We start from the raw sequence: 25,448 nt of genomic DNA, 5'->3' as shown, positions 1-25,448 counted from the left end.
GTGGCACACTGGGCCACTGGTGTTTACTCGCGTAGCATTGCCCGCCCGGTTGCTCCACCCTCGATCCCATTGCTTTTCCCACGCTGGCCGCCGCGACGGCCGGCGCCCTGAACGTTCGCAGTCCTCCCACCCATGACCCAAGACCTCTCCCCCGCCGAACAAGCGCTGCGCGACGCTGCGCGTGATTACCACCGCCTGCCCACGCGCGGCAAGATCGCGATCGCGCCGACCAAGCCCCTGGCCAACCAGCGCGACCTGTCGCTGGCCTACTCGCCGGGCGTGGCCTATCCCTGCCTGGACATCGCGGCCGACCCGGCCACGGCGCACGACTTCACCTCGCGCGGCAACCTGGTCGCGGTGATCACCAACGGCACCGCGGTGCTGGGCCTGGGCGACATCGGTCCGCTGGCCGCCAAGCCGGTCATGGAGGGCAAGGGCTGCCTGTTCAAGAAGTTCGCCGGCATCGACGTGTTCGACATCGAGCTGGCCGAGCGTGACCCGGACAAGCTGGTCGAGATCATTGCCAGCATGGAGCCCACGCTGGGCGGCATCAACCTCGAGGACATCAAGGCGCCCGAGTGCTTCTACATCGAGAAGAAGCTGCGCGAGCGCATGAACATCCCGGTCTTCCACGACGACCAGCACGGCACCGCCATCATCTCGGCGGCGGCCATGCTCAATGGCCTGGAGCTGGTGGGCAAGGAGATCGGCCAGGTCAAGGTGGCCGTCTCCGGCGCCGGCGCCGCGGCCCTGGCCTGCCTGGACGTGTTCGTCGGCCTGGGCGTGAACCCGCGCAACATCTTCGTGTGCGACTCCAAGGGCGTGATCTACGAAGGCCGCCCCGGCGGCTACGACGAGTCCAAGGCCCGCTACGCGCAGGACACCGGGGCCCGCACCCTGGCCGACGCGGTGAAGGACGCCGACGTCTTCCTCGGCTGCTCCGCCCCCGGCGTGCTGACCGCCGAGATGGTCAAGACCATGGCCAGCAAGCCCATCATCCTGGCGCTGGCCAACCCCGAGCCCGAGATCCGCCCCGAGCTGGCCAAGGCCGTGCGGCCGGACTGCATCATCGCCACCGGCCGCTCGGACTACCCGAACCAGGTGAACAACGTCCTGTGCTTCCCGTACATCTTCCGCGGCGCGCTGGATTGCGGGGCCACCAAGATCACCGAGGCGATGAAGCTGGCCTGCGTGCGCCAGATCGCCGACCTGGCCAAGGCCGACATCAGCGAGGAAGTGGCCAGCGCCTATGCCGGCCAGGACCTGGCCTTCGGCCCCGACTACCTGATCCCCAAGCCCTTCGACTCGCGCCTGATCCTGCGCATCGCCCCGGCCGTGGCCAGGGCGGCCGCCGAGTCCGGCGTGGCCACCCGCCCCATCACCGACTGGGAGGCCTACCGCCAGCAGCTGCAAAGCTTCGTCACCCAGACCGGCCTGCTGATGCGGCCGGTGTTCAACGCCGCCAAGGCCCGCCCCGCCGACGCCAAGCGCGTGGCCTATGCCGACGGCGAGGACGAGCGCGCGCTGCGCGCCGCGCAGATGGCGATCGACGAAGGCGTGGCCACGCCGATCCTGATCGGCCGCCCGGCGGTGATCGCCGCGCGCATCGAGAAGGCCGGCCTGCGCATGCGCCTGGGCGTGGACGTGGAGAACGTCAACCCCGAGTCCGACGCGCGCTTCCGCCAGTACTGGGAGGCCTACCACCGCCTGATGAAGCGCAATGGCGTGAGCCCCGAGACGGCCAAGGCCACGGTGCGCCGCTCCAACACCGTGATCGGCTCGCTGATGGTCGCCCTCAAGGACGCGGACGCCCTGATCTGCGGCCTCGCCGGCGACTGGATGACGCACCTGGAGCGCGTCGACTCCATCCTGGGCCGGCGCGCCGGCGTGCGCAATTACGCCGCGGTCAATGCGCTGATGACGCCGCGCGGGCCGCTGTTCGTCGCCGACACCTACGTCAACGAGGACCCCACCGCCGAACAGCTCGCCGAGATCGCCGCCATGGCGGCCAAGGAAGTGGCGCGTTTCGGCATCGTGCCCAAGGTGGCCTTCCTCTCGCACTCCAGCTACGGCTCGTCCAAGCGCGCCTCGGCCCGCAAGATGCGCCTGGCGCGCGACCTGTTCGTGGCCCAGCACCCCGACATCGAGTGCGACGGCGAGCTGCATGGCGACGCCGCCCTGGAGCCGAACATCCGCAGCGTCTACCTGGACGACAGCACGCTCACCGGCTCGGCCAACCTGCTGGTGTGCCCGAACCTGGATGCCGCCAACATCCTCTACAACGTGCTCAAGACGACCACCAGCGGCGGCGTGACCGTGGGTCCGATGCTGCTCGGCGTGGCCGGCTCGGCCCACATCCTGACGCCGGCGGCGACGGTGCGCCGGGTGTTCAACATGACCGCGGTCGCCGCGGCGTCGGCTTAAACGCTGCCGACGACCTCCAGCAGGTCCCGGGGCCCGCCGAAGGCCCCGGACCGGGTGTGGCACACCAGCCCGTCCCAGCGGCCGCCCACCATGCGCGCGCAGCCCCAGCCGGGGCGGTCCAGCGGCACCTGCGAGGTGAGGCCGGTGGCGCCCAGGTGGCGGCACAGCGCCAGCAGCGTGTCGCCGCCCACCACCACGAGCACGCGCGGGCGCGGCGCATGAGCCGCGAGCGCGCGGGCCTGGGCGTCGAGCAGCTGCGCGGCTTCCCCGGGGGACAGGCGCCCGCTGGCGCACAGGTCGACCAGGGGCGGGTAGCCGCGGGCATCCCGCGCCAGCGTGCGCGGGTCCTCGGCATGGAGGCAGTCGCCGCCGCGCGGCGAGCCGCGCAGCACCTGCCACTGTTCGCGCGAGACCGGGTGGTGGCTGGCGCTGACCAGCATCACCGGGCCCCCGGCGTCGCCGGCGGCCCGGACGTCCGGTGAGGCGGGCGAGGCCGGTGCCGCCGAACCCGCGGGCCGGGCGGCCGGCAGCCGCCGCGCGAGCGCATGCGCCAGCCCCGCGCTGCCGCACCACAGCCAGCCGGCGCCGGCGTCCACGGCCCGGGCCGCGACGGCATCCATGTCGGCATCGCCACGCACGTCGGGCACCCAGGCGACGAGGCCATCGCCCATCGCGGGCGCGGGCGGCGTGGCCCCGGTCTCCACGCGCCAGCCGCGCGCGGCCAGGGCCTCCCGGATCGAGGCAGCCACCGCGGTGCGCGTGCCGTCGGCCTTGACCCACCACTGCTGCCCGCCCTCGGTGAGACGCCCCTGCGCCGGGAAGGCGGGCGCGAACGCCAGGCCGCGCAGGCCGGCGGCGCGGGCCAGGTGGTCGGCCTCGTCGAAGGTGTTGCCACGCAGCAGGCTGTCCACCTTCTTGAAGGCGAGGTCCGCCCCGCGCAGCCAGGGCACGCAGGGCGCCAGCAGGCTGGGCAGGTCCGCCACCGGCACGTCGCGCGTGGCGGTGGCCACGAGGTCCAGGCCCGGGGCCTCGGGCGAGGCCGGCCGTCCCAGGTGCACCGGCGCGCCGGCGCCGAAGGCGGCGGCGCAGTCCAGCGCGCCGGTGAGGTCGTCGGCCAGGATGCGAAGGCGCTGCACCGCGCCGGTCATGGCTGGACCACCGTGAGCTTCAGGGGCAGGGCGCGCAGGCGCTCCTCGTCGGCGGCGGGCAGGGCGCGGTCGGTGATCACCTCCTCGAAGTCGGCGAGCGAGCCGAACTGCTTGAAGGCGCGCGGCCGGAATTTGGAGGAGTCCACCAGCAGGCGGCGGCTGTTGGCCGCGCCCATGAGGGCGCGCTTGACGGCGGCCACTTCGGCGGAGGTCTCGGAGAGGGCGTCGCCGGTCACGGCATGCGCCCCCATGAGAAGCAGCTCGGCGCGCAGGGTGCCGGCCTGTTCCACCAAGGGCTGGCCGATGACGGTGTGGCTGCCCGGGCGCAGCACGCCCCCGAGCACATGCACCTGCACCAGCGGCGATTGCCCCAGCACCTGGGCGATGGCCAGGTCGTTGGTCACCGCCGTCAGCGGGATGCCGCGGCGGACCGCGGCGCGCGCCGCCTCCAGCACCGTGGTGCCGCTGTCGAAGATCACGCTCTGGCGCGGCACCAGCGCCGCGGCGGCGGCCTGGCCGATGGCGGCCTTCTCGCGCGGCGAGAGTTCCGCGGCGGCCTCCGCCTCCGGCTCGAAGGTGGTGTAGGCCGGGGCCTGCTGCCGCAGCAGCGCGCCGCCATGGGTGCGGTCCACGATGCCCTCGGCCGACAGCGTGTCCAGGTCGCGGCGCAGGGTGGACAGCGAGGCCCCCAGGGCCTGCTCCAGCTGGCCGATGGTGACCGCACCGTGGCGCTGCAGGAAGTCCACGATGCGCTGGCGGCGCTGCGCCGGCATCAGGGGAGGGGCCGTCAACTCGTTGCTCATGGGGCGTCCGGGGTGGGGTGGCGCGGGGCCACGAAGTTCGCACATCTTGCCATAACCGGTCATCGGGTTTGACCGATGTTGCGCGTTTATGATTGTTTGTGGTTGAATCCGCTCCAAATCAACCAGGAGACCTCCCATGACCGACCTGAAGCTCGCCTCCCGCCGCCAGTTCATCGCCACCGCGGGTGGGGCTGCCGCGCTCGCCGCCTGGGGCAGCCCGGCCTTCGCGCAGGCCGCCTTCCCGAGCAAGACCCTGACCTTCGTCGTGCCGTACCCCGCCGGCGGCGCGAACGACATGCTGGGCCGCCTGATCGGCCAGAAGATGGCCGACGCCCTGGGCGGCAGCGCCATCATCGACAACAAGCCCGGCGCCGGCGCCATGCTCGGCGCCTCCGCCGTGGCCCGCGCCCAGGCCGATGGCCACACGCTGCTGATCGGCGGGCTGGCCACCCACGCCGCCAGCCCGCACATGCTCAAGGCCGACTACGACCCGCTGAAGGACTTCGAGCCGGTGGGCATGATCGGCAGCGCGCCCATCATCGCCATCACCTTCAACGAGTCGCCGTTCAAGACGCTCAAGGAAGTGGTCGACGCCGCCCGCAAGGACCCCAAGGGCGTGATGTACGGGTCGTCGGGCAACGGCTCGCCGCTGCACCTGGCGGGCGAGCTGTTCGTGTCGCAGACCAAGGTCGACATGACCCATGTCCCGTACAAGGGCGGCAACGCGCACATCATGGACCTCATGGGCGGCCGCGTGCCGGTGATCTTCGACACCGCCACCAACTGCATGCCCCTGCTCAAGTCGGGCAAGGTCCGCGCCCTGGCCGTGGGCACCTCCGCCCGCCTGGCCGACCTGCCGAACGTGCCCACCTTCGCCGAGGCCGGCTTCCCGCAGTTCGACTTCGCCGCCTGGTACGCGGTGTTCGCGCCGGCGAAGACGCCCAAGGACGTGGTGGCCAAGCTCTCCGCCGCCCTGGGCACCGCCTTGAAGAATGCCGACGTGATTGCCAAGCTGAATGGCGTCGGCGTGGCCGTCGGCACCGGCGAGGCGGCGCAGCTCGCCCGCTTCCTGCCCGGCGAGAACGAGCGCATCGGCCGCCTGATCAAGGCCGCCAACATCAAGCCCGATTGATCCCCACCCCTTGCGAAAAGGACACTCCGAATGACCCCCCCCATCCGCCTGGCCTTCACCATGGGTGACCCCGCCGGCATCGGCCCCGAGATCGCCGCCAAGGCCACGCGCCAGATGGCCGGCCTGGCCCGCAGCGGCCGCGCCGAGTTCATCGTCCTGGGCAGCGCCGCCGCGATCCGCGAGGCCGAGGCCCGCATGGGCCTGCCGGCCACCGACGACGAGGGCCGCCCGTTCTACCGCATGGTCGACGTCGGCCCGGTGGACCCGCCCTTCACCACCGGCCAGGTCAGCGCCGCGGGCGGGGAGTGGTCCTACCGCGCCGTCGCCAAGGCAGTGGAGCTGGTCCAGGCCGGCGAGGCCGACGCCATCGTCACCGGCCCCCTGTGCAAGGAAGCCCTGCACCTGGCCGGCCACCCGTTCGAGGGCCACACCGAGATGCTGGCCCACCTCACCGGCCAGCGTGACGCGGTGATGATGCTGGCCCACGGCGCCATGCACGTGACCCACGTCACCACCCACTGCGCCCTGGCCGACGTGCCGGGCCGCATCACCCCGACCCGCCTGCGCCGCGTCTTCGACGTCACCCTGGACGCCCTGCGCGCCCTGGGCATCGAGAACCCGCGCGTCGCCGTGGCCGGCCTCAACCCGCACTGCGGCGAGGGCGGCATCCTGGGCAAGGAGGACGACGAGATCATCGCCCCCGTGATCCGCGAGTACGCGGCCAGGGGCGAGGGCGTCACCGGCCCCTGGCCCGGCGACACCGTGTTCATCAAGCTGCGCGCGCGCCAGTTCGACGCGGTGGTGGCCATGTTCCACGACCAGGGCCACATTCCGGTCAAATTGCTCGGCTTCCAGGTCGACCCGGAGACGGGCAAGTGGAACGCCATCAACGGCGTGAACATCACCCTGGGCCTGCCGATCCTGCGCACCTCGGTGGACCACGGCACCGCCTTCGACATCGCCGGACAGGGCATCGCCAACGCCGACAGCCTGGTCGAGGCCGCCGAGTACGCCTTCAAGCTGATCTCCGGCCAGCGCGCCACCGCCAAGGAGGCCTCCGCATGCTGACCGGGCACCTCCACACCCACCCCGAGGACCCGGCCCGCCAGGTTGCCGACCTGCCCACCGCGCGCGTGCAGGCCCACGCTGCCAACCTGATGGAACTGCCCGATGGCACGCTGGCCTGCGTGTGGTTCGGCGGCTCCATGGAAGGCCGCTCGGACATCTGCGTCTTCATGTCGCGCCTGGCCCCCGGCAGCACGCAGTGGACCGAGCCGGTGCAGCTGTCCGACGACCCGGACCGCTCCGAGCAGAACCCCATCCTGTTCAACGCGCCCGACGGCAGCCTGTGGCTGCTGCACACCGCGCAGAGCGCCGGCCACCAGGACACCGCCGTGGTTCGCCGCCGCGTCTCGCACGACAACGGCCTGACCTGGGGCCCGGTCGAGACCATCGCCGACGCCGGCACCGGCACCTTCGTGCGCCAGCCGGTGGTGGTGCAGGCCGACGGCTCCTGGCTGTTGCCGATCTTCCGCTGCAAGCCGGTGCCGGGCCGCGCCTGGGACGGCAGCCTGGACGACAGCGCCGTGCTGCGCTCCACCGACCAGGGCAAGACCTGGACCCGCATCGAGGTGCCGGACAGCCTGGGCTGCGTGCACATGAACATCATCGCCTGCAAGGACGGCGGCCTGGTCGCCTTCTTCCGCAGTCGCTGGGCCGACCACGTGTGGCGCACCCGCAGCAGCGACGGCGGCCTGACCTGGGAAGCGCCGAAGCCCACGACCCTCCCGAACAACAACTCCTCGATCCAGGCGATCCGCCTGGCCGACGGCCGCCTGGCGATGATCTTCAACGCCAGCAGCGCGCTGGACGCCACCGGCCGCCGCGAGTCGCTGTACGACGAGCTCGAGGACGAGGGAGACAAGAAGCCCGAGGCCGCCGCCCCCGCCGTGGCCGCCCCCGAGCGCCGTGCCTTCTGGGGCGCGCCGCGCGCCCCGCTCACGCTGGCCCTGTCCGACGACGACGGCCTGACCTGGCCCTGGCAACGCAACCTCGAAACCGGCGACGGTTTCTGCATGACCAACAACAGCGAGCAGCGCCTGAACCGCGAGTATTCCTACCCCTCGATCCGCCAGGGCGCGGACGGCGCGCTGCACCTGGCCTACACCGTCTTCCGCCAGCACATTCGCCATGCCCGCGTGATGCCCGAGTGGGTCACGCGCGTGGCCTGACCCCAGGTATTCCATGACGACCCAACCCTACCTCCTGCTCAATCCGGGCCGCGTGCACTCCGGTGCCGGCAGCCTCGGCCAGTTGCCCGAACTGGCGCGTGGCCACTTCCGCGCGCGCCGCGTGCTGATCGTCAGCACGAAGCGCGTCGCCGCTACCGGCCACCTCGAGGCCACCCGCCGCAACCTGGAAGCGGCCGGCATCGCCGTCACCGTCATCGCCAACACCCCCGCCGAGCCCGATGTGGCTGACGTTCAGGCCATCGAAGCCACCGCCCGCGCCGCCGGCCCGTTCGACCTGGTGGTCGGCATCGGCGGCGGCAGCGCGATCGACGTTGCCAAGATCCTCGCCGTCATGCTGCCCCAGGGCCAGGACCTGCGCGACCTGCTGTCGAAGAAGGTGGAGATCACCGCGCGTGGCCTGCCGAACATCATGGTGCCCACCACCTCGGGCACCGGCGCCGAGGCCACGCCCAACTCCATCATCCTGGTGCCCGAGGACGAACTGAAGATCGGCATCGTCAGCCCCTACCTGCTGCCCGACGCGGTCATCCTCGACCCGCTGCTCACGCTCACGCTGCCGGCCGACGTGACGGCCTCCACCGGCATGGACGCCCTCACGCACTGCATCGAGTGCTACTGCTCGAAGAAGGGCAACCCCTTCAGCGACCTGTACGCGCTGGAAGGCATCCGCCTGATCGGTCGCAGCATCCGCCGCGCCGTGGCCGACGGCGGCGACATCGCCGCCCGCGAAGACATGCTCATGGGCGCCTACTGGGGCGGCGTGTGCATCGCCACCTCCAGCACCACCGCGGTCCATGCGCTGGCCTACCCGCTGGGGGGCAAGTACCGCATGCCGCACGGCCTGTCGAACGCCATCCTGCTGCCCTCGGTCATGGCCTACAACCGCGTCGGCAACGAGGCGCGCTTCGCCGCCATGGCGCGGGCGATGGGCCTGTCCGTCGACGGCCTGTCCGACGCCGCCGCGGCCGACGCCTTCGTCGCCGCCCTGACCCAGCTGAACGCCGACCTCGGCATCCCCGACACGCTGCGCCATGTCGGCATCGGCGAGCAGGACCTCGACGGCCTGGTCGACGGCGCCGCCAAGGTCACCCGCCTCCTGGACAACAACCCCCGCCCCATGGGCCGCGCCGAGATGCGCGCGATCTATGCCGCGCTGATCTGAGAACAACGATGAACAACTCCCTGCCCGTCAACCAATTCAAGCGCGCCCTGGCCGAGAACCGCCGCCAGGTCGGCCTGTGGGTCACCTTCGCCCACCAGCAGATCGCCGAGGTCGTGGCCGACTCCGGCTTCGACTGGCTGCTGTTCGACATGGAGCACAGCCCCACCGACCTGTACGACGTGGGCCAGCAGCTCCTGGCCTGCCGCGGCCGCGACGTCGCCCCCATCGTGCGCGTGCCGATCCTCGACATGGGCTGGATCAAGCGCGTGCTCGACGCCGGCGCGCCCAACATCATGATCCCCAACGTGCGCAACGCCGCCGAGGCCCGCGACGCCGTGGCCTTCACCCGCTTCGCGCCCGAGGGCGTGCGCGGCGTGGCCGGCAGCACCCGCGCCGGCAACTACACCCGCTACAAGGACTACATGGCCCGCGCCAACGACGAGATCGGCGTGATCGTGCAGATCGAGTCGCGCGAGGCGCTGGATGACCTGGACGCGATCTGCCGCGTGCCCGGCGTCGATGCCGTCTTCATCGGCCCCTCGGACCTCGCCGCCGCCCTGGGCTACCGCGGCCAGGCCAACCACCCCGAGGTGCAGGCGGCCATCCGCCAGGCCTTCGCCGTGGCCACTGCCGCCGGCAAGGCCAGCGGCGTGCTGGCCGCCGACGGCAAGGCCGACCACTACTTCGAGGGCGGCGCGACCATGGTGGGCGTGGGCACCGACCTGCACCTGCTGATCGCCGGCGCCGACGCCGTGGCCGCGCGCTACCGCCTGGCCTGAGGTCCTGCCCCCATGGCCGCATCCACCCCGCGCCACGCCGTCATCACCGGCGTCTCCTCCGGCATCGGCCGCGCCATCGCGCTGCGGCTGCTGCAGGAGGGCTGGCAGGTCACCGGCCTGTGCCGCTCGCAGCCGGCCGACACGCACGAGCGCCTGCGCATCGTGCAGGCCGACGTGGCCGACCCGGCGCACATTGATGCCGCCTGCGCAGGCATCGGCCGGCTCGACGCCCTGGTCCACGCCGCCGGCTTCATGCGCACCGCGCCCCTGGGCGAGCTCGACGCCGAGGCCTCGCAGGGCATGTGGCAGGTGCACGTGCAGGCCGCCGAGCGACTGGCCAACCAACTGGTTGGCCGCATGAACGACGGCGGCCGCATCGTCCTCGTGGGCAGCCGCGTCGCCATCGGCGCGCCGACCCGCAGCCAGTACGCCGCCACCAAGGCCGCCCTGGTCGGCATGGCGCGCTCCTGGGCCGCCGAACTCGCGCCGCGCGGCATCACCGTCAACGTGCTGGCGCCCGGCGCCACCGACACCCCTTTCCTGCGCGATCCCGCGCGGGCGCAGACCCCGCCGCGCATGCCCCCCATCGGCCGCCTCGTGCGTCCTGAGGAAGTGGCAGGCATGGCGGCCTTCCTGGTGGGCCCCGAGGGCGGGGCCATCACCGGGCAGCAGATCGTGATGTGCGGCGGGGCCTCCCTCTGAACCGCGCCGCGCGACCCCGCATCGCTACCCTCTGCAACCCATAACCATCCAATGGAGACAACCATGCGCCGCAAGCTTCTCACCCTGATCGCCGCGTCCGCCGCCCTGGCGGCCGCTCCCTGGCCCGCGCTGGCCGACAACTACCCGAGCAAGCCGGTTCGGGTGATCATTCCCTTCCCGCCGGGCGGCACGCTCGACGCCGTGGGCCGTGGCCTGGCGCAGAAGCTCAGCGAGCAGACGGGGCAGCAGTTCGTGGTCGAGAACCGCCCGGGCGGCAACGGCATCATCGGCGCGGACGCGGTGGCCAAGGCCCCCGCCGACGGCTACACGCTCCTGTTCAACGCCTCCACCTTCACCACCGCGCCGATGACGATGAAGCAGGTGCCGTACAGCGTGGTCAACGACTTCGCGCCGGTGGCCATGGTCGCCAAGGCGCCGCTGTCGGTGGCGATCAACAAGAACCTGCCGGTCACCGACATCAAGTCGCTGATCGCCTACGCCAAGGCCAACCCGGGCAAGATGACCTTCGCGGTGGGCTCGGTCGGCTCGGCCGGCCACCTGGCCACCGAACTCCTCAAGCGCACCGGCGGCCTGGACTACACCGTGGTCCCGTACAAGGGCACGGCGCCGGCCTTCCAGGACCTGATCGGCGGCCAGATCGATGGCTTCATCGACCCCATCCTCGGCTCGCTCCAGTACCACAGGAACGGCCTGCTGCGGGTGGTGGCGGTGACGTCCAACACGCGCACGCCCAACCTGCCGGACGTGCCGACGGTGGCCGAGACCATTCCCGGCTACGAGGCCTACAGCTGGTACGGCCTGTGGGCGCCGGTCAAGGTGGCCCCGGAGATCCGCAGCCTGCTGAACGCGCAGGTGAACAAGGCCCTGGCCGGCGAGATGCGCGATCGCCTCGTGCAGCAGGGGCTGCTGGTGTCCACCGGCAGCATCGAGGACTTCCGCAAGTTCCAGGCGGACGACATGGCCAGGTCCCAGAAGATCATCACCGAAGGCCGCATCCGCATCGACTGAGGCATCCCACTAAAGGGGGAGGGCGCGCCATGCGGTTAGGATGGCGTGCCTTTGCACGGGCCGTGCCCGTGCTGCCCACCCCCTACACAAGGAGATACGCATGACCGAAAAAGCCACCCCCGCCAAGCGCGCCGCCAACCCGGCCTTCATGAAGGCCATGAAGCCCAGCGCCGCCCTGGCCGCCGTGATCGGCGCCGAGCCCCAGCCGCGCACCGAAGTGACCAAGAAGATCTGGGAATACATCAAGAAGCACAACCTGCAGGACGCCGCCAACAAGCGCAACATCAACGCCGACGCCAAGCTGCTGGCGATCTTCGGCAAGCCGCAGGTCACGATGTTCGAGATGACCAAGCTGGTGAACGCCCACCTGTCCTGATCCTCCTGCACGGCCCGGCATGACGCCCGGGCCGTGAACCATCGTGGCTCGGGCGTCACGGACCCGGTCGCGGCCTCGCCGGGAGGCCGGACCGGAGCTCCCATGACCTCTCCAGACATCCGCCTCGATGACGCCGCGCAAGCCTGGCGCAACTTCTCCCGGGATACTCCCCCTCCTTCGTCCTTCCAGCGCGCCGTGGCCCGTTTCTGCGGCCGCTACGTGTCCGTGGCGCTCGTGTCCCGGCTGCCGGTTCTGCGTCGCATCGTCACGGCTTGCAGGGACTGGGACTCGCGGGACGCACGCCTGCGCAGTCGATTCGTGAGGGAGAGCCTGCGTGCCGAAGGATGTCGTCTGCCGGTGAGGGTCCTGGCCAGCGTCGTGGACGACATGGCCCCTCGGCAGACGGCTGTCGATGAAAAGACAATTTTTGCGATCTATGGGGCTGTCGGGCGCCTGAACCCGAGGCCGCTCCCCCCTGTCGATCGATCGCTGGAGCTTCCGGCAATGCATGTGACATCGACCGCATCGACGCTGGTGCAGTCGGCCGCCCCGCCGACCGAGTCGCCCAGGGGGCACGGCGATGCGGGCGTGGTGCCCCCCGTGGATCCCGACGATGCGGGGTTGATGTGGGACCTGATCGCGATGCAGGTGGACAACGAGATCCTCGATGACGTCGAGGCCCCTGCCCTGGATCGCTCCATGCTTGAAGATCCGGTTGCCCTGGACCGCTTCAGCGCAGAGGTCGAGCAACATGTGGCACGGATCGAGGGCGCCGAGCGAGCCGTGAAAGTCGCTCGGTCGATCGCGATGAACTGACCGTTTGCAAAACGAGCCTTCCATCGACTAATGTGAGTATGGCGCGCCGATGGCGCCACGCCTTGGCGCTGCGTGCCGAAAGGATCCGCCATGGCCTCTCCCTTCTCAAGACACGTCCGCCGCCCGGACCCGTCCGGGCAGCCGCAGATGCCCGAGGCGAAGGACAGCATGCCCGCTCGCCCCACCGACACCGCCTGGCACCTGGGCGACTGGCTGCGGGCCCGCTTCGAGGGCGCGCGCAGCATGATGCCCTGGGCCATGCCCGCGGGCATGTCGGGCGACTCGTCGATGGTGAGCCGCGAAGGCATGCCGGCGCACGATGTCCATGCCGAGGCGATGCGCCGCATCATGGGCATGTACGAGGACCGGGTGCATGCCGCCGAGGCGCAACTCGATGCGGACGAGGCCCACGCGGTCACGGTGCGCCTCGGTGCCCTGGTCGACGTGCTGGTGTCCAGCATCCAGGACACCCCCGACCACCTGCTGGCGAAGATGCTCGACCACTCGATGATGCAGGACTACGAGCGTCGCTTCGACGAGGTGATGCGCCTGCCGCACCCCTCGGACGGCGACCACCACTGAGGCCGGGGCGGCGCCAGCCGCCCGCAGGCCATCAGCCGGGGATCACCCAGGGATCAGAACGGCGCGTCCTGCGCCGGTGCGTCGCCCGCGGCGGGCGCATCGGCGGCCGGCGCTGCCTCTGCGGCATCGCCGGATTCTTCCGCGGCCGCGGGCACAGCCTGGCGCAGGGCCGCCTTCTCGCCGGCGCCGGCGAATTTGCTGTACTTGTGCAGGATCGGCACCAGCTGGCCGTACACGCGCGGCGCGCCGGCCAGGCATTCCTTCTGCTCGAGGAAGTCGGACTCGCCGGTGAAGTTGCCCACCAGGCCGCCGGCTTCCTGCACCAGCAGCGAGCCGGCCGCCACGTCCCAGGGCGCCAGGCCGGTCTCGAAGAAGGCGTCGGTGAAGCCGGCCGCCACATAGGCCAGGTCCAGCGCCGCGGCGCCGGGGCGGCGCAGGCCGGCGGTGCGGGGCATGATGTCCGCCATCATGCGCAGGTAGTTGTTGAAGTTGTCGCCGGAGCGGAACGGGAAGCCGGTGGAGATCAGGCACTGGCGCAGGTCGGTGCGCTTGCTCACGCGGATGCGGCGCTCGTTCAGGAAGGCGCCGCGGCCGCGGGTGGCGGTGAACAGGTCGTTGCGGGTGGGGTCGTACACCACCGCCTGTTCAACCTTGCCCTTCACGGCCAGGGCGATGCTCACGCAGTACACCGGGAAGCCGTGGATGAAGTTGGTGGTGCCGTCCAGGGGATCGATGATCCAGACGAAGTCGGAGCCCTGGCGGCCCTCGGTGCGGCCCGACTCCTCGGCCCAGATGGCGTGGTCGGGGTAGGCGGTGAGCAGGGTCTCGATGATGGCCCGCTCGCTGGCGTGGTCCACCTCGGTCACGAAGTCGTTCACCTGTTTCTGCGAGATGCGCACGGATTCCACATCAAGCGCGGCGCGGTTGATGATGGCGCCGGCGGCGCGGGCGGCCTTGATGGCCATGTTGAGCATCGGGTGCAGGGTGGACGACATCGGTGGTAAAGGGCTGGGCGCGTCCGCGGGCGGACGGGAAGGCCCGGCGATGCGGGCGGCGACAATAGGCCCGTATTCTACTTTCGACGCGTGAAGACCCGTTTCATCCTCATTCAGACCAGCCACGCCGGCAATGTCGGGGCCGCCGCCCGGGCCATGAAGGTCATGGGTTTCGACGACCTGGTGCTGGTCGACCCCCGCTGGCCCGACGTGCTCCAGCGCGAGGAAACCCTGCAGCGCGCCAGCGGCGCCACCGACATCCTCGAGCGCGCCCGCATCGTCGCCACGCTGGACGAGGCGCTCGACGGCGTCTCCCACCTGTGCGCCACGGCCATGACCCCGCGCGATTTCGGTCCCCCCACTGCGGCCCCGCGCGAGCACCTGGCGGGACTGGTGGCCGCGCCCCAGCCGCCCGATGGCGTGGCCTTCCTCTTCGGCCCCGAGCGCTTCGGCCTGGCCAATGCCGACGTGTACCGCTGCCACGTGGCCCTGAGCATCCCCACCAATCCCGAGTTCGGCTCCCTGAACCTGGCCTCGGCGATCCAGGTGATCGCCTACGAGTGGCGCCAGGCCCTGGGCGGCTACACGGTGGCCCCGCCGGCGCCCCCGGCCGAGGCCGACGCGCAGTCGGTGGCGGGCCTGCTGGCCCACTGGGAGCGCTCCCTGGTGGAGATCGGCTTCCTCGACCCGGCCGCGCCCAAGAAGCTGATGCCGCGCCTGAACCAATTGTTCAACCGGGCCCGGCTCACGCCCGAGGAAATCCATATCCTGCGCGGCGTGGCGAAGTCCATGAGCCAAGCTGCCCGATCCCACAAGGGCTAGACTGCGCGCCATGTTCAGCCGCTTGCGTTCCGATATCCAGTGCATCCTCGACCGCGACCCTGCCGCGCGCAGCAAGTGGGAGGTGGTCACCTGCTATCCGGGCCTGCATGCGCTGGTGCTGCACCGCGTGGCCCACTGGTTCTGGGGGCGCGGCCTGCGCTGGCTGGGGCGCTTCACTTCGCAGTTTTCGCGCTGGGCCACCGGCATCGAGATCCACCCCGGCGCGAAGATCGGTGACGGCGTCTTCATCGACCACGGCATGGGCGTGGTGATCGGCGAGACCGCCGAGGTCGGCGACGGCTGCACCATCTACCAGGGCGTCACCCTGGGCGGCACCTCGCTGACCAAGGGCGCCAAGCGCCACCCCACCCTGGGCCGCAACGTGGTCGTGGGCGCCGGCGCCAAGGTGCTGGGCGGCTTCGAGGTGGGCGACGGCGCGGCCATCGGCTCCAATGCGGTCGTGACCAAGCCGGTGCCCGCCGGCGCCACGGCGGTGGGCATCCCGGCGCGCATCATCCAGGCCGAGGACTCGGCCCGCCGCGAGGAAGTGGCCAGCAAGATGGGTTTTTCCGCCTACGGCATTACCCAGAGCGACGACCCGCTGTCCCAGGCCATGAAGGGCCTGATCGACAACGCCGCCTCCCAGGAGCACCAGATCGCGCTGCTCTGGGCCGCGATCGAGAAGCTCTCCACGAAGCAGCAGGACTGCGTGCCGCTGGATGCGGCCAAGAAGGAGAGCTTCGAGGCCGACAAGCTGCAGCAGCTGGTGGGCAAGTAGCCCGGCGCCCGGTCAGGTGCGTGGCAGCACCGTGAGGACCCGGGCCACGAAGGCCTGCATCTCGACGAGGTAGTTGGCCAGGAACTCCCGCACGCGCTCCTCGGTCACCGTGCCGTCGTCCGTGATCAGCCCGGGCTTGAACTGGATGTAGGCCTCGACGGTGTTCATCAGCGGCGAGTTGCAGAAGCACAGCACGCTGCGAAGGTGGCTCTGCGCCACGGCGGTGCCGATCGAGCCCGGCGAGGTGCCGATCACGCCCGAGGCCTTTTTCGAGAAGGCATTCTGGCCCCAGGGCCGGCTGGCCCAGTCGATCGCGTTCTTCAGGCAGCCCGGGATCGAGCGGTTGTACTCCGGCGTCACGAACAGCACCGCGTCGCAGTCGGCGATGGCCTGCTTGAAGGCGCGCGCCACCGGCGGGTAGTCGGCGTCGTAGTCGGGGCTGTACAGGGGCAGGTCGCGGATCGGGATCTCCACCATCTCCAGCTGCGGCGGGGCCAGCTTCACCAGGGCCCTGGCCAGGAGGCGGTTGATGGAGGTGGAGGACAGGCTGCCGACGAAATAGCCGACCTTGTAGCGGGTCATGGGATCTCCTTCGCGGGGGCGGCGCCGGGACCGCCCCGGCGCCAGGAGTCACTCTAGGAGCCGGGCGCGCCCGCCACAAGCGGCGTCCGTAGCCAGACGCGAAGGGATCAGGCCTTGGGCGGGCGGATCGCGTTCTTGGGCCGGAAGGCCTTGCACACCGCCTCGTCGGCCTCGAGGTAGGGGCCGCCGATCAGGTCGATGCAATAGGGCACGGCGGCGAAGATGCCGGGCACCAGGCTCCTGCCCTCGGCGTCCTTCAGGCCCTCCAGCGTCTCCTGGATGGACTTGGGCTGGCCCGGCAGGTTGATGATCAGGCTGCGGCCCCGGATCACCGCCACCTGCCGCGACAGGATGGCCGTGGGCACGAATTTCAGCGAGATCTGGCGCATCTGCTCGCCGAAGCCGGGCATCTCCTTGTCGGCCACGGCCAGGGTGGCCTCGGGGGTGAGATCGCGCGGCGCCGGGCCGGTGCCGCCGGTGGTGAGCACCAGCGAGCAGCCGGCGTCGACCAGCTCGACGAGGGTGGCGCTGATGCGGTCCTTCTCGTCGGGGATCAGGCGCGGCTCGAAGGTGATCGGGTTGCGCAGGGCGCGGGTCAGCCAGTCCTGCAGGGCGGGCAGGCCCTTGTCCTCGTAGACGCCGCTGGAGGCGCGGTCGCTTATGGAGACGATGCCGATCCTGACCGGGTCGAAATCACTCATCGCCGTCGTCCTCGCCGCTGTCGGCGGCTTCATCCGCGCGGGCCGCGTCGAGCTGCTCGCGCACCAGCTGGAAGATCTCGCGGTAGGCACGGCCCTGGCGCGGGGCCTGGCCCCTGGATACCGCGTCGGCATCCGGCGCGGGCCGGTCCTTGCGGGCCTGGCGCACCAGGGCGCGCAGCTGCTGCGAGTCGGTGCCGGGGTACTGGGTGAGCCATTCGCCCACGGCCTCGTCGCGCTCGATCAGGTCGTCGCGCCAGCGCTCGGCCAGGTGCAGGGCCATCGTCTCGGCGGCCGAGCCTTTCTGCTGCACCTCGAGCGCGGCGCGGATCGCGTCGACCTGCGCCTCGTCGAGCTGGCGCATCAGCTTGCCGACGAACTGCATCTGCCGGCGCTTGCCCTCGAAGTTGGTGATGCGGCCGGCCTCGGCCAGGGCCTCGACCAGCTTGTCGGGCAGCTGCAGTCCGTCGAACAGGTCGCGGCGCAGCGTCATGAGATCCTGCCCGAGCTTCTGCAGCTCGGTGCTCTCGCGTTTCAGGTCGGTCTTGCTGATCTCCGAGCCTTTGAGTTCGGCCTTGAGCTGCAGGTCCAGTTCGCTGCCTTCGGCGACGAACTGGCCGCGCACGAAGTAGCCTCGTTTGGGTTTGCGTGACATGGTGGGAATCAGGGAGCGCGGCCATTGCCGCGACGGGGTCGCAAGTATCATAGCCCCGCCATGACGAAGACCTCCGACCGCGCCGAATCCGGCTTCTCGTACAGCCGTGCCCACTTCGAACACCTGGTGGACACCGCCCTGGCCCACGCCAAGCGGCTGGGGGCCACCGACGCCGGCGCCGAGGCCTCCGAGGGCTGCGGCCTGAGCGTCTCGGTGCGCAAGGGCGAGCTGGAGAACGTGGAGCGCAACCGGGACAAGTCCCTGGGCGTCACCGTCTACATCGGCCAGCGCCGGGGCAATGCCAGCACCTCCGACTTCTCGGAGGCCGCCATCCGCCAGACCGTGCAGGCGGCCTACGACATCGCCCGCTTCACCGCCGAGGACCCGGTGGCCGGCCTGCCCGACGCGCAGGACATCGCCCAGCCCCACGAGCAGCCCGACCTCGACCTGTTCCACCCCTGGGCCATCGACAGCGAGCAGGCGGCGCAGATGGCCCTGGCCTGCGAGGCCGCGGCCCTCAAGACCAGCCGGAAGATCACCAACAGCGAGGGCGCGGGCGTCTCCGCGCAGCAAAGCCACTTCTTCAGCGCCCACACCCGGGGCTTTCGCGGCGGCTACGCCAGCTCGCGGCACTCGCTGTCGGTGGCGCCGATCGCCGGCCGCGGCGACAACATGCAGCGCGACGCCTGGTACAGCTCCATGCGCGACGCCCGGGACCTGGCCTCGCCCGAGGCCGTCGGCCGCTACGCCGCCGAGCGCGCGCTCTCGCGCCTGAACGCCCGCAAGATCTCCACCCGCGAGTGCCCGGTGCTGTTCGAGTCGCCGCTGGCCGCGGGCCTGCTGGGGTCCTACGTGCAGGCCACCAGCGGCGGCGCCCTGTACCGCCGCAGCACGTTCCTGCTGGACTCGCTGGGCAAGCAGGTCTTCCCCAGGCATGTGGACATCACCGAGGATGCCCATGTCCGTGGCGGCAAGGGCAGCGCCCCGTTCGACGAGGAGGGCGTGCGCACCGGCGCGCGCCAGGTGGTGGAGGCCGGCAAGGTCGGCGGCTACTTCCTCTCCAGCTACTCGGCCCGCAAGCTGGGCATGCGCACCACCGGCAACGCCGGCGGCTCGCACAACCTGGTGCTGACCTCGCGCCGCACGAAGACGGGGGACGACCTCGACGAGATGCTGCGCAAGCTGGGCACCGGCCTGTTCGTGATCGAGCTGATGGGGCAGGGGGTGAACTACGTCACCGGCGACTACTCGCGCGGCGCGAGCGGCTTCTGGGTCGAGAACGGCGAGATCGCCTTCCCGGTGCAGGAGATCACCATCGCCGGCAACCTCAAGGACATGTTCAAGGGCATCGAGGCGATCGGCGCCGACGCCTACAGCTACGGCGCCAAGACCGTGGGCTCGATCCTGGTCAACCGGATGAAGGTCGCCGGCAGCTGATTCCCCTCCGTCCCCCACGGGGGAGGGGCCGGCCGGAGGGGGCGCCTGCCCCCTGCCTCAACCCGCCAGGGCCGCCTTCACCGCGGCGGAGACCTGGCCCATGTCGGCCTTGCCCGCCAGCTTCGCCTTCACCGCGCCCATGACCTTGCCCATGTCGCCGGGGCCGGAAGCGCCCAGCTCGGTGACGATGGCCTTGACCTCGGCGGCCACTTCCTCGGCGGACAGGCGCGCCGGCAGGTAGGCCTGCAGCACCGCCATCTCGGCGGCTTCCTTGTCGGCCAGGTCCTGGCGGGCGGCCTTCTGGAAGGCGTCGATGCTGTCCTTGCGCTGCTTGATCAGCTTGTCGACGATGGCGACCACGCCGGCGTCATCCAGTTCGACGCGCTCGTCCACTTCCTTCTGCTTGATCGCGGCCTGCAGCAGGCGGATGGTGCCCAGGCGCTCCATGTCCTTGGCGCGCATGGCGGCCTTCATGTCGTCGCTGAGGGTCTGCTTGAGGGACATGGTCTTCTCCTTGAGGGATTCGGGTGATTCTGAAAAAACGAAAGCCCGCGCGGGCGTCCCCGGGCGGGCTTTGTGGATGCCTAGGCAGCCGGGAAGCTGATTAGTACAGCTTCTTGGGCAGCTGCATGCTGCGCACGCGCTTGTAGTGGCGCTTGACGGCGGCGGCCTTCTTGCGCTTGCGCTCGGCGGTGGGCTTCTCGTAGAACTCGCGGGCGCGCAGTTCGGTCAGCAGGCCCAGCTTTTCGATGGTGCGCTTGAAGCGGCGCAGGGCCACGTCGAAGGGCTCGTTTTCTTTGACACGGATGGTCGTCATTCGTCTTTGGATCCAAATTGGTGCTGCAAGAAGATCGGGCTTGCAGCGGGGGTTCCCCGGCTATGTAGTTGATCAGGCCGCCGGGGGTTTGCCAGCAAAGCCCCAGATTATAGCCATTGTGAAGGGCATGCCAAACAGCCGGGGCCGCTCAGGTCCGCAGGCTGTCCAGGAAGGCCCGGGCGCGGGGGCTTTGCGGCCGCTCGAAGAAGGCGGCCGCAGGGGCTTCCTCCATCACCTGGCCCTGGTCCATGAACACCATGCGGTCGGCCACCGCCCGGGCGAAACCCATCTCGTGGGTCACGCAGACCATGGTGATGCCCTGGCCGGCCAGCTCGGTCATCACGCCCAGCACCTCGCCCACCATCTCCGGGTCCAGCGCGGAGGTGGGCTCGTCGAACAGCAGCACCTGGGGCTCCAGGCACAGCGCCCGGGCGATCGCCACCCGCTGCTGCTGCCCGCCCGAGAGCTGCAGCGGGAATTTGTGCGCCTGGTCGGCGATGTGCACCCGCTCGAGCTGCGCCAGCGCCGTCGCCTCGGCCTGCGCGCGGGGCAGCTTCTGCGCATGGATCGGGCCCAGGGTGAGGTTGTCCAGCACGCTCAGGTGCGGAAACAGGTTGAATTGCTGGAACACCATGCCCACCCGGCGGCGAACCTCCCGGATGGCGCGCTCGTCCTGCCGGCCCTCGGCCTCCAGCGTGACGCCGCCCACCACCAGCCGGCCCTCCTGGAACGGCTCCAGCGCATTGACGCAGCGGATCAGGGTCGACTTGCCCGAACCGGAGGGGCCGCACACCACCACGCGCTCGCCGCGGCGCACCTGCAGGTCGATGTCGCGCAGCACATGGAAGTTGGGGCCGAACCACTTGTTGACCTTGTCGAAGCGGATCAGGGTGTCTGGGGTCATTCAGCGGGCCTGCGAGCGCGCCTGCCGTTGCTCGACCCACAGGCTGTAGCGGGACATGGCGGCGCAGAAGATGAAGTAGATGACGGTGATGAACAGGTAGCCCTCGGCCAGGAAGGGGCGCCACTCGGGGTCGCCGGAGAGGGCCAGGCCGAGGGAGCCGGTGAGTTCGTACAAGCTCACGATGGTGACCAGGGAGCTGTCCTTGAAGATGGAGATGAAGCTGTTCATCAGGCCGGGCACCACCGCGCCCAGGGCCTGCGGCAGCACCACCCGGCGCTGGGTCGCCCACCAGCCCAGGCCGACGCTGGCGGCGGCTTCGAGCTGCCCGCGCGGCACGGATTGCAGGCCGCCGCGGATCGTCTCGGCCAGGTAGGCCGCGGCGAACAGGGCGATGCCCGCCACCACCCGCACCAGCACGTCCGGCGTGGTGCCGGGCGGCAGGAACAGGGGGAACAGGAAGCTGGCCATGAACAGCACCGAGATCAGGGGCACGCCGCGCACCAGCTCGATGTAGGCCGCGCACAGCGTGCGGATGGCGGGCATGCCGCTGCGCCGGCCCAGCGCCAGGGCCACCGCCAGCGGGAAGGCCAGCACGATGGCCAGGGTGCTCAGGACCAGGGTCAGGGGCAGGCCGCCCCAGTGGTCGGTGGGCACGCGGGCCAGGCCGGCCACGCCCCCATGCAGCAGGGCGAAGCAGGCCGCGCCGGCCAGCGCCCAGGCCAGCACCAGCCATTTCGACCAGCACCGGCGGATGCCGCTGGCGGCCACCATCACCAGCAGCAGCCCGGTGGCCAGCACCGGCCGCCACTGCGCCTCCAGCGGGTAGCGTCCGAGCAGGATCACCCGGTACTTCTCGGCGATCACGCCCCAGCAGGCGCCAGTTCCGCGGGCGGCCTGGCAGGCGTTCGCGTCGGGCTGCCAGACGGCCCGCCACAGGGCCCAGTCCGCCAGGGGCGGCAGGGTCCAGGCGATCCAGGCCAGGAAGGCGAGGGTGGTCAGGCTGCCCAGCGTTCCGCCGAACAGCTCGCGGCGCAGGCGCGCTGCCAGGCCGCCGGGGGCGGCGGGCGCCGGGCGGGCCGGCAGGAAGCCATCACGGGCCCGGGCGGCCTGGGTGGGCGGGGTGGCTTCGTCCATGGCCTCAGCGCTCCCGCAGCGCGGCGCGCCGGTTCACGAGTCCCATGGCCAGGGCGGTGGCCAGCGACAGCGCCAGGTAGACCGCCATCACGATCGCGATGCACTCCAGCGCCCGGCCGGTCTGGTTCAGGCTGGTGTTGGCGATGGACACCAGCTCGGGATAGCCCACCGCCACCGCCAGCGACGAGTTCTTGGTCAGGTTCAGGTACTGGTTGGTCAGGGGCGGCACCATGACCCGCAGCGCCTGCGGGCCGGTGACGCGGCGCAGCACCTGCCAGCGGGTGAGGCCGATGCTCTGGGCCGCCTCCACCTGGCCGCGCGGCACGGCGGCGATGCCGGCGCGCACCACCTCGGCGACGAAGGCCGCGGTGTAGAACGACAGGCCCGCCAGCACCGCCAGGAATTCCGAGGTCAGCGTCGCGCCGCCCTCGATGGCGAAGGCGCCCGGCGCGGGCACGCTCCAGTGCCAGCCGGCCTCGCCGGGCGCGGGAAAGGGCAGGCTCAGGCCCGCCTTGCTCACGAACACCGCCTCGCCCCAGCGCCAGGCCTGGGCCGGCTCGGGCAGGGTCTCCATCAGCAGCAGGTACCAGACCAGCAGCTGCACCAGCAGCGGCACGTTGCGGAAGGCCTCGACGTAGGCGCGGCACAGGGCGCGCACCGGCCCGTTGGGCGAGAAGCGGCCCACGCCGACCGCCGCGCCGACCACCGTGCACAGGACGATGGCGGCCACCGCCACCCGCAGGGTGTTGAGCAGGCCCACCCCGAAGGCCTTCCAGTAGGCGTCGGCCGCGTCGAAGGCGATCGGCTGCTCGCCGATGTCGAAGCCGGCGGGCTGGGTGAGGAAGTCCCAGCCGCTGCGGATGCCGCGGGCCGCCATGTTGGCCTGGGTGTTGTGCGCCAGCCAGGCGACCAGGCCCAGCACCGCGGCCACCGCCAGCGCCTGCCACACCAGGGCGCGGGTGGCCGGGTTGCGCCAGGACCAGGCGGCGCGCGGCGCGGGCGGCGCCGGCCGCGCCGGGATCGGGGCGCGGGCGCTCAACGCACCGGCAGGGCGTACATCAGGCCGCCCTGGGTCCAGAGCTGGTTCTTGCCGCGCGGCAGGCCCACCGGGGTCTTCTCGCCGACGTTGCGCTCGTAGATCTCGCCGTAGTTGCCCACCGCGCGGATCGCGCGGGCCAGCCAGTCGCGGTCCAGGCCCAGGGGCTTGCCCATGTCCTCGGTGGTGCCGAGCAGTCGGCCCACCACCGGGTCGGTGGTCTCGGCCTTGAGCTTGTCGACGTTGGCGCGGGTGATGCCGTTCTCCTCGGCCTCGACCAGGCCGTGGATCACCCAGCGCACGATGGACTGCCACTCGTCATCGCCGCGGCGCACCAGCGGGCCCAGGGGCTCCTTGGAGATCAGCTCCGGCAGGATCACGTGGGCCTTCGGGTCCTGCGCCTCCTTGGCGCGCACCGAGGCCAGGCCCGAGGCGTCGGTGGTGTAGGCCTGGCAGCGGCCGGCGAAGTAGGCGGCGTTGGCGGCGTCGAACTTGTCGAACACCACCGGCTTGAGATTGAGCTTGAAGGTACGGGAGAAGTCGGTGAGGTTCTTCTCCGAGGTGGTCCCCGACTGCACGCAGACGGTGGCGCCCTTGAGCTGCTTCGCGCTCTTCACGCCCGTCTTGGCCGGGACCATGAAGCCCTGGCCGTCGTAGAACACCACCGCGGTGGTGGCCAGGCCCATGGAGGCGTCGCGGGTGAGGGTGACGGTGGTGTTGCGCGAGAGCACGTCCACCTCGCCGGATTGCAGGGCGGTGAACCGCTGCTGCGAGGCCAGGGGCACCCACTTGACCTTGTCGGGGCTGCCCAGCACGGCGGCGGCGACGGCGCGGGCGATGTCCACGTCCAGCCCGCTCCAGCGGCCCTGGCTGTCAGCCGCGGAGAACCCCGGCACGCCGGTGCTCACGCCCACGGCGATCTGGTCCTTCTGCTTGATCGTGTCCAGCGTCTTGCCCGCGTGGGCGCTGGTGAGGGCCGCGAGCAGCGCGGCGAGCAGGGTCAGGCGAATCGGTTTCATGGGGGCCTCTCTGTTCTGCCGGCCGCCCCGGGGCGGGGTGGCCGGGCTGCGTGCGCAGCGCGCCCGAGTCTACCGGCGCGCTCAGGCGCGTGCAGCCGCCTCGGCCTGCCGCTGCGCCATCCCCTGCGCGCAGGCCCAGCCGCTGGACCAGGCCCACTGGAAGTTGTAGCCGCCCAGCCAGCCGGTGACGTCGACCACCTCGCCGATGAAGTACAGGCCCGGCTGGCGCGACTCCATCGTCTGCTGCGACAGCTCGCGCGTGTCCACGCCGCCGGCGGTGACCTCGGCCTTCTTGTAGCCCTCGGTGCCGGTGGGCACCAGCTCCCAGGCCGCCAGGCGCTGGGCCAGGGCGGCCAGGGCCTTGTCGGAGGCCTCGTTCACCGGGCGCTGCAGGCCCGGGTCCTGCTGCACCCAGGCGTCGGCCAGGCGCGCGGGCACGAAGGCCGCCAGCTCGTTGGCCACCAGCCGGCGCGAGCGCGCCTTGGCCTCGGCCAGCGCGCCGGCCAGGCTGGCGCCGGGCGCGAGGTCCAGGCGGATCGGGGCGCCGGGCTTCCAGTAGCTGGAGATCTGCAGCACGGCGGGGCCGGACAGGCCGCGGTGCGTGAACAGCAGGTCCTCATCGAACGCCATGCGCTCCTTCTTCGCGCCGGTCTCGATACGCACCGGCAGGGCCAGGCCGGCCAGCTGCGCGTAGGGCGTCCAGGCCTCGCCGTCGAAGGTCAGGGGCACCAGGGCGGGGCGGGTCTCCACGATGCGCAGGCCGAACTGGCGGGCCAGGCGGTAGCCGAAGTCGCTGGCGCCGATCTGGGGGATGGACAGCCCGCCGGTGGCGACCACCAGCTGCGGCGCGCGCACGGCACCGCGGTCGGTGTCGACCTCGTAGCCGGTGGCTTCCGAGTGGCGTACCGCCTCCACCTTGCACGGCTGCCAGCGCTGCACGCCGCCGGCCTCGCACTCGGCCAGGAGCATGCGGATGAAGTCCTCCGAGGAGCGGTCGCCAAAGAGCTGGCCCTTGTGCTTCTCGTGGAAGGGGATGCCGTGGCGCCTGACCAGGTCGATGAAGTCCTGCGCGGTGTAGCGGGAGAGGGCGGAGCGGCAGAAGTTCGGGTTCTCGCCCAGGAAGTGCTTCTGCGGGGCGCGCGGGTCGAGGTCGCGGTTGGTGAAGTTGCAGCGGCCGCCGCCGGCGATGCGGACCTTCTCGGCGACCTTGGCGCCATGGTCGATGACCAGGACCTTCAGGCCCAGCTGGCCGGCGACGCCGGCGCAGAACAGGCCGGCCGCGCCGGCACCGATGATGACGGCGTCGAACTGTTGCATGGGGTGCCGAGTGTAGTCGGCGGGGTGCCGCGCCCCCGGGCGCGGCAGG

Annotated in this window: 27 protein-coding genes; 14 read left to right on the top strand and 13 right to left on the bottom strand. The window is 71.2% G+C overall.

What is annotated here, in order from left to right; genetic code table 11:
• The first annotated feature begins 132 nt into the window (after positions 1-132).
• On the top strand, positions 133-2,424 hold the full coding sequence (locus tag ACFQZY_RS02450) for an NADP-dependent malic enzyme (RefSeq protein WP_377412154.1): 2,292 nt from the start codon (positions 133-135) through the stop codon (positions 2,422-2,424).
• Here the strand turns inward: ACFQZY_RS02450 and ACFQZY_RS02445 are convergent.
• Both ACFQZY_RS02445 and ACFQZY_RS02440 read right to left on the bottom strand, forming a co-directional pair.
• Positions 2,421-3,572, bottom strand: coding sequence for a four-carbon acid sugar kinase family protein (locus ACFQZY_RS02445; RefSeq protein ID WP_377412151.1), 1,152 nt, complete (start codon positions 3,570-3,572; stop codon positions 2,421-2,423). The genes ACFQZY_RS02450 and ACFQZY_RS02445 overlap by 4 nt on opposite strands.
• Positions 3,569-4,375, bottom strand: coding sequence for a DeoR/GlpR family DNA-binding transcription regulator (locus ACFQZY_RS02440; RefSeq protein WP_377412148.1), 807 nt, complete (start codon positions 4,373-4,375; stop codon positions 3,569-3,571). The genes ACFQZY_RS02445 and ACFQZY_RS02440 overlap by 4 nt, the downstream gene beginning before the upstream one ends.
• A gap of 136 nt (positions 4,376-4,511) precedes the next feature.
• On the opposite strand from ACFQZY_RS02440, the gene ACFQZY_RS02435 reads away from it, so the two are divergent.
• The 10 genes from ACFQZY_RS02435 to ACFQZY_RS02390 all read left to right on the top strand — a co-directional run bounded on the left by ACFQZY_RS02435 (position 4,512) and on the right by ACFQZY_RS02390 (position 13,205).
• The gene (locus tag ACFQZY_RS02435; RefSeq protein ID WP_377412145.1) at positions 4,512-5,507 is read left to right on the top strand and encodes a Bug family tripartite tricarboxylate transporter substrate binding protein; all 996 of its coding nucleotides are present in this window, start codon (positions 4,512-4,514) and stop codon (positions 5,505-5,507) included.
• A gap of 30 nt (positions 5,508-5,537) precedes the next feature.
• The gene (gene pdxA, locus ACFQZY_RS02430; protein ID WP_377412142.1) at positions 5,538-6,575 is read left to right on the top strand and encodes a 4-hydroxythreonine-4-phosphate dehydrogenase PdxA; all 1,038 of its coding nucleotides are present in this window, start codon (positions 5,538-5,540) and stop codon (positions 6,573-6,575) included.
• Positions 6,569-7,738, top strand: coding sequence for an exo-alpha-sialidase (locus ACFQZY_RS02425; protein WP_377412138.1), 1,170 nt, complete (start codon positions 6,569-6,571; stop codon positions 7,736-7,738). The genes pdxA and ACFQZY_RS02425 overlap by 7 nt, the downstream gene beginning before the upstream one ends.
• A 13-nt stretch (positions 7,739-7,751) precedes the next feature.
• The gene (locus tag ACFQZY_RS02420; protein WP_377412135.1) at positions 7,752-8,921 is read left to right on the top strand and encodes an iron-containing alcohol dehydrogenase; all 1,170 of its coding nucleotides are present in this window, start codon (positions 7,752-7,754) and stop codon (positions 8,919-8,921) included.
• Positions 8,922-8,929: 8 nt separating this feature from the next.
• Positions 8,930-9,700, top strand: a complete 771-nt coding sequence (locus ACFQZY_RS02415) for an HpcH/HpaI aldolase/citrate lyase family protein (RefSeq protein WP_377412131.1) — start codon at positions 8,930-8,932, stop codon at positions 9,698-9,700.
• Between the two features lie 12 nt (positions 9,701-9,712).
• Complete coding sequence (locus ACFQZY_RS02410) at positions 9,713-10,402, top strand: SDR family NAD(P)-dependent oxidoreductase (protein ID WP_377412128.1); 690 nt, start codon at positions 9,713-9,715, stop codon at positions 10,400-10,402.
• Positions 10,403-10,465: 63 nt separating this feature from the next.
• Entirely contained in the window at positions 10,466-11,431 is a 966-nt protein-coding gene (locus ACFQZY_RS02405; protein ID WP_377412126.1) for a Bug family tripartite tricarboxylate transporter substrate binding protein, read from the top strand.
• 100 nt (positions 11,432-11,531) lie between these two features.
• Complete coding sequence (locus tag ACFQZY_RS02400; protein ID WP_377412123.1) at positions 11,532-11,807, top strand: SWIB/MDM2 domain-containing protein; 276 nt, start codon at positions 11,532-11,534, stop codon at positions 11,805-11,807.
• A gap of 102 nt (positions 11,808-11,909) precedes the next feature.
• On the top strand, positions 11,910-12,623 hold the full coding sequence (locus tag ACFQZY_RS02395) for a hypothetical protein (protein WP_377412120.1): 714 nt from the start codon (positions 11,910-11,912) through the stop codon (positions 12,621-12,623).
• Between the two features lie 168 nt (positions 12,624-12,791).
• On the top strand, positions 12,792-13,205 hold the full coding sequence (locus tag ACFQZY_RS02390; RefSeq protein WP_377412117.1) for a hypothetical protein: 414 nt from the start codon (positions 12,792-12,794) through the stop codon (positions 13,203-13,205).
• Between the two features lie 53 nt (positions 13,206-13,258).
• Here ACFQZY_RS02390 and ACFQZY_RS02385 read toward each other — a convergent pair whose 3' ends face one another.
• A complete protein-coding gene (locus ACFQZY_RS02385; protein WP_377412114.1) occupies positions 13,259-14,200 on the bottom strand; it encodes an inositol monophosphatase family protein in 942 nt (313 codons plus the stop codon).
• Between the two features lie 90 nt (positions 14,201-14,290).
• Here ACFQZY_RS02385 and ACFQZY_RS02380 point away from each other — a divergent pair, with 90 nt between their 5' ends.
• Positions 14,291-15,022 carry an RNA methyltransferase gene (locus tag ACFQZY_RS02380; protein ID WP_377412112.1) on the top strand — a complete coding sequence of 244 codons (732 nt, stop codon included), beginning with the start codon at positions 14,291-14,293 and terminating at the stop codon, positions 15,020-15,022.
• 10 nt (positions 15,023-15,032) lie between these two features.
• Complete coding sequence (cysE, locus tag ACFQZY_RS02375; protein ID WP_377412109.1) at positions 15,033-15,800, top strand: serine O-acetyltransferase; 768 nt, start codon at positions 15,033-15,035, stop codon at positions 15,798-15,800.
• A 12-nt stretch (positions 15,801-15,812) separates the two neighbouring features.
• Here cysE and ACFQZY_RS02370 read toward each other — a convergent pair whose 3' ends face one another.
• From ACFQZY_RS02370 to yjgA, 3 genes are all read right to left on the bottom strand, one after another.
• Positions 15,813-16,382: an NADPH-dependent FMN reductase gene (locus tag ACFQZY_RS02370; RefSeq protein ID WP_377412106.1), complete on the bottom strand. Its 570-nt coding sequence runs from the start codon at positions 16,380-16,382 to the stop codon at positions 15,813-15,815.
• Positions 16,383-16,489: 107 nt separating this feature from the next.
• The gene (gene mog / locus ACFQZY_RS02365) at positions 16,490-17,083 is read right to left on the bottom strand and encodes a molybdopterin adenylyltransferase (protein WP_377412103.1); all 594 of its coding nucleotides are present in this window, start codon (positions 17,081-17,083) and stop codon (positions 16,490-16,492) included.
• Positions 17,076-17,735 carry a ribosome biogenesis factor YjgA gene (gene yjgA, locus ACFQZY_RS02360; RefSeq protein WP_377412100.1) on the bottom strand — a complete coding sequence of 220 codons (660 nt, stop codon included), beginning with the start codon at positions 17,733-17,735 and terminating at the stop codon, positions 17,076-17,078. Before yjgA ends, mog begins: the two co-directional genes overlap by 8 nt.
• 60 nt (positions 17,736-17,795) lie before the next feature.
• On the opposite strand from yjgA, the gene pmbA reads away from it, so the two are divergent.
• Positions 17,796-19,172, top strand: coding sequence for a metalloprotease PmbA (gene pmbA, locus ACFQZY_RS02355; RefSeq protein WP_377412097.1), 1,377 nt, complete (start codon positions 17,796-17,798; stop codon positions 19,170-19,172).
• Between the two features lie 57 nt (positions 19,173-19,229).
• Here pmbA and ACFQZY_RS02350 read toward each other — a convergent pair whose 3' ends face one another.
• The 7 genes from ACFQZY_RS02350 to ACFQZY_RS02320 all read right to left on the bottom strand — a co-directional run bounded on the left by ACFQZY_RS02350 (position 19,230) and on the right by ACFQZY_RS02320 (position 25,399).
• Positions 19,230-19,676 carry a GatB/YqeY domain-containing protein gene (locus tag ACFQZY_RS02350; protein ID WP_377412094.1) on the bottom strand — a complete coding sequence of 149 codons (447 nt, stop codon included), beginning with the start codon at positions 19,674-19,676 and terminating at the stop codon, positions 19,230-19,232.
• A gap of 100 nt (positions 19,677-19,776) precedes the next feature.
• Entirely contained in the window at positions 19,777-19,989 is a 213-nt protein-coding gene (rpsU, locus tag ACFQZY_RS02345) for a 30S ribosomal protein S21 (RefSeq protein ID WP_012346814.1), read from the bottom strand.
• A gap of 148 nt (positions 19,990-20,137) precedes the next feature.
• Positions 20,138-20,893 carry an amino acid ABC transporter ATP-binding protein gene (locus ACFQZY_RS02340; RefSeq protein ID WP_377412091.1) on the bottom strand — a complete coding sequence of 252 codons (756 nt, stop codon included), beginning with the start codon at positions 20,891-20,893 and terminating at the stop codon, positions 20,138-20,140.
• A complete protein-coding gene (locus tag ACFQZY_RS02335; protein ID WP_377412088.1) occupies positions 20,894-22,027 on the bottom strand; it encodes an amino acid ABC transporter permease in 1,134 nt (377 codons plus the stop codon).
• A 4-nt stretch (positions 22,028-22,031) separates the two neighbouring features.
• Positions 22,032-23,066 (bottom strand): amino acid ABC transporter permease, encoded by a 1,035-nt coding sequence (locus ACFQZY_RS02330; protein WP_377412085.1) that lies wholly within the window; start codon positions 23,064-23,066, stop codon positions 22,032-22,034.
• Complete coding sequence (locus ACFQZY_RS02325; protein ID WP_377412081.1) at positions 23,063-24,082, bottom strand: amino acid ABC transporter substrate-binding protein; 1,020 nt, start codon at positions 24,080-24,082, stop codon at positions 23,063-23,065. Before ACFQZY_RS02325 ends, ACFQZY_RS02330 begins: the two co-directional genes overlap by 4 nt.
• An 81-nt stretch (positions 24,083-24,163) precedes the next feature.
• Entirely contained in the window at positions 24,164-25,399 is a 1,236-nt protein-coding gene (locus ACFQZY_RS02320) for an NAD(P)/FAD-dependent oxidoreductase (RefSeq protein WP_377412078.1), read from the bottom strand.
• Positions 25,400-25,448 lie beyond the last annotated feature (49 nt).

It is taken from the genome of Ramlibacter sp. GCM10027632, assembly GCF_042675325.1.
Classification (GTDB): Bacteria; Pseudomonadota; Gammaproteobacteria; order Burkholderiales; family Burkholderiaceae_C; genus Ramlibacter.
Note: the sequence above shows the minus strand (reverse complement) of the source record. Positions and strands in the feature narration are given on the sequence as shown.

What these genes read in the sequence shown, in the direction of transcription:
- ACFQZY_RS02450 (WP_377412154.1), top strand. Translation starts at nt 133, where the DNA reads ATGACCCAAGACCTCTCCCCCGCCGAACAAGCGCTGCGCGACGCTGCG.
- ACFQZY_RS02445 (WP_377412151.1), bottom strand. Translation starts at nt 3,572, where the DNA reads ATGACCGGCGCGGTGCAGCGCCTTCGCATCCTGGCCGACGACCTCACC.
- ACFQZY_RS02440 (WP_377412148.1), bottom strand. Translation starts at nt 4,375, where the DNA reads ATGAGCAACGAGTTGACGGCCCCTCCCCTGATGCCGGCGCAGCGCCGC.
- ACFQZY_RS02435 (WP_377412145.1), top strand. Translation starts at nt 4,512, where the DNA reads ATGACCGACCTGAAGCTCGCCTCCCGCCGCCAGTTCATCGCCACCGCG.
- pdxA (WP_377412142.1), top strand. Translation starts at nt 5,538, where the DNA reads ATGACCCCCCCCATCCGCCTGGCCTTCACCATGGGTGACCCCGCCGGC.
- ACFQZY_RS02425 (WP_377412138.1), top strand. Translation starts at nt 6,569, where the DNA reads ATGCTGACCGGGCACCTCCACACCCACCCCGAGGACCCGGCCCGCCAG.
- ACFQZY_RS02420 (WP_377412135.1), top strand. Translation starts at nt 7,752, where the DNA reads ATGACGACCCAACCCTACCTCCTGCTCAATCCGGGCCGCGTGCACTCC.
- ACFQZY_RS02415 (WP_377412131.1), top strand. Translation starts at nt 8,930, where the DNA reads ATGAACAACTCCCTGCCCGTCAACCAATTCAAGCGCGCCCTGGCCGAG.
- ACFQZY_RS02410 (WP_377412128.1), top strand. Translation starts at nt 9,713, where the DNA reads ATGGCCGCATCCACCCCGCGCCACGCCGTCATCACCGGCGTCTCCTCC.
- ACFQZY_RS02405 (WP_377412126.1), top strand. Translation starts at nt 10,466, where the DNA reads ATGCGCCGCAAGCTTCTCACCCTGATCGCCGCGTCCGCCGCCCTGGCG.
- ACFQZY_RS02400 (WP_377412123.1), top strand. Translation starts at nt 11,532, where the DNA reads ATGACCGAAAAAGCCACCCCCGCCAAGCGCGCCGCCAACCCGGCCTTC.
- ACFQZY_RS02395 (WP_377412120.1), top strand. Translation starts at nt 11,910, where the DNA reads ATGACCTCTCCAGACATCCGCCTCGATGACGCCGCGCAAGCCTGGCGC.
- ACFQZY_RS02390 (WP_377412117.1), top strand. Translation starts at nt 12,792, where the DNA reads ATGCCCGCTCGCCCCACCGACACCGCCTGGCACCTGGGCGACTGGCTG.
- ACFQZY_RS02385 (WP_377412114.1), bottom strand. Translation starts at nt 14,200, where the DNA reads ATGTCGTCCACCCTGCACCCGATGCTCAACATGGCCATCAAGGCCGCC.
- cysE (WP_377412109.1), top strand. Translation starts at nt 15,033, where the DNA reads ATGTTCAGCCGCTTGCGTTCCGATATCCAGTGCATCCTCGACCGCGAC.
- ACFQZY_RS02370 (WP_377412106.1), bottom strand. Translation starts at nt 16,382, where the DNA reads ATGACCCGCTACAAGGTCGGCTATTTCGTCGGCAGCCTGTCCTCCACC.
- mog (WP_377412103.1), bottom strand. Translation starts at nt 17,083, where the DNA reads ATGAGTGATTTCGACCCGGTCAGGATCGGCATCGTCTCCATAAGCGAC.
- yjgA (WP_377412100.1), bottom strand. Translation starts at nt 17,735, where the DNA reads ATGTCACGCAAACCCAAACGAGGCTACTTCGTGCGCGGCCAGTTCGTC.
- pmbA (WP_377412097.1), top strand. Translation starts at nt 17,796, where the DNA reads ATGACGAAGACCTCCGACCGCGCCGAATCCGGCTTCTCGTACAGCCGT.
- ACFQZY_RS02350 (WP_377412094.1), bottom strand. Translation starts at nt 19,676, where the DNA reads ATGTCCCTCAAGCAGACCCTCAGCGACGACATGAAGGCCGCCATGCGC.
- rpsU (WP_012346814.1), bottom strand. Translation starts at nt 19,989, where the DNA reads ATGACGACCATCCGTGTCAAAGAAAACGAGCCCTTCGACGTGGCCCTG.
- ACFQZY_RS02340 (WP_377412091.1), bottom strand. Translation starts at nt 20,893, where the DNA reads ATGACCCCAGACACCCTGATCCGCTTCGACAAGGTCAACAAGTGGTTC.
- ACFQZY_RS02335 (WP_377412088.1), bottom strand. Translation starts at nt 22,027, where the DNA reads ATGGACGAAGCCACCCCGCCCACCCAGGCCGCCCGGGCCCGTGATGGC.
- ACFQZY_RS02325 (WP_377412081.1), bottom strand. Translation starts at nt 24,082, where the DNA reads ATGAAACCGATTCGCCTGACCCTGCTCGCCGCGCTGCTCGCGGCCCTC.
- ACFQZY_RS02320 (WP_377412078.1), bottom strand. Translation starts at nt 25,399, where the DNA reads ATGCAACAGTTCGACGCCGTCATCATCGGTGCCGGCGCGGCCGGCCTG.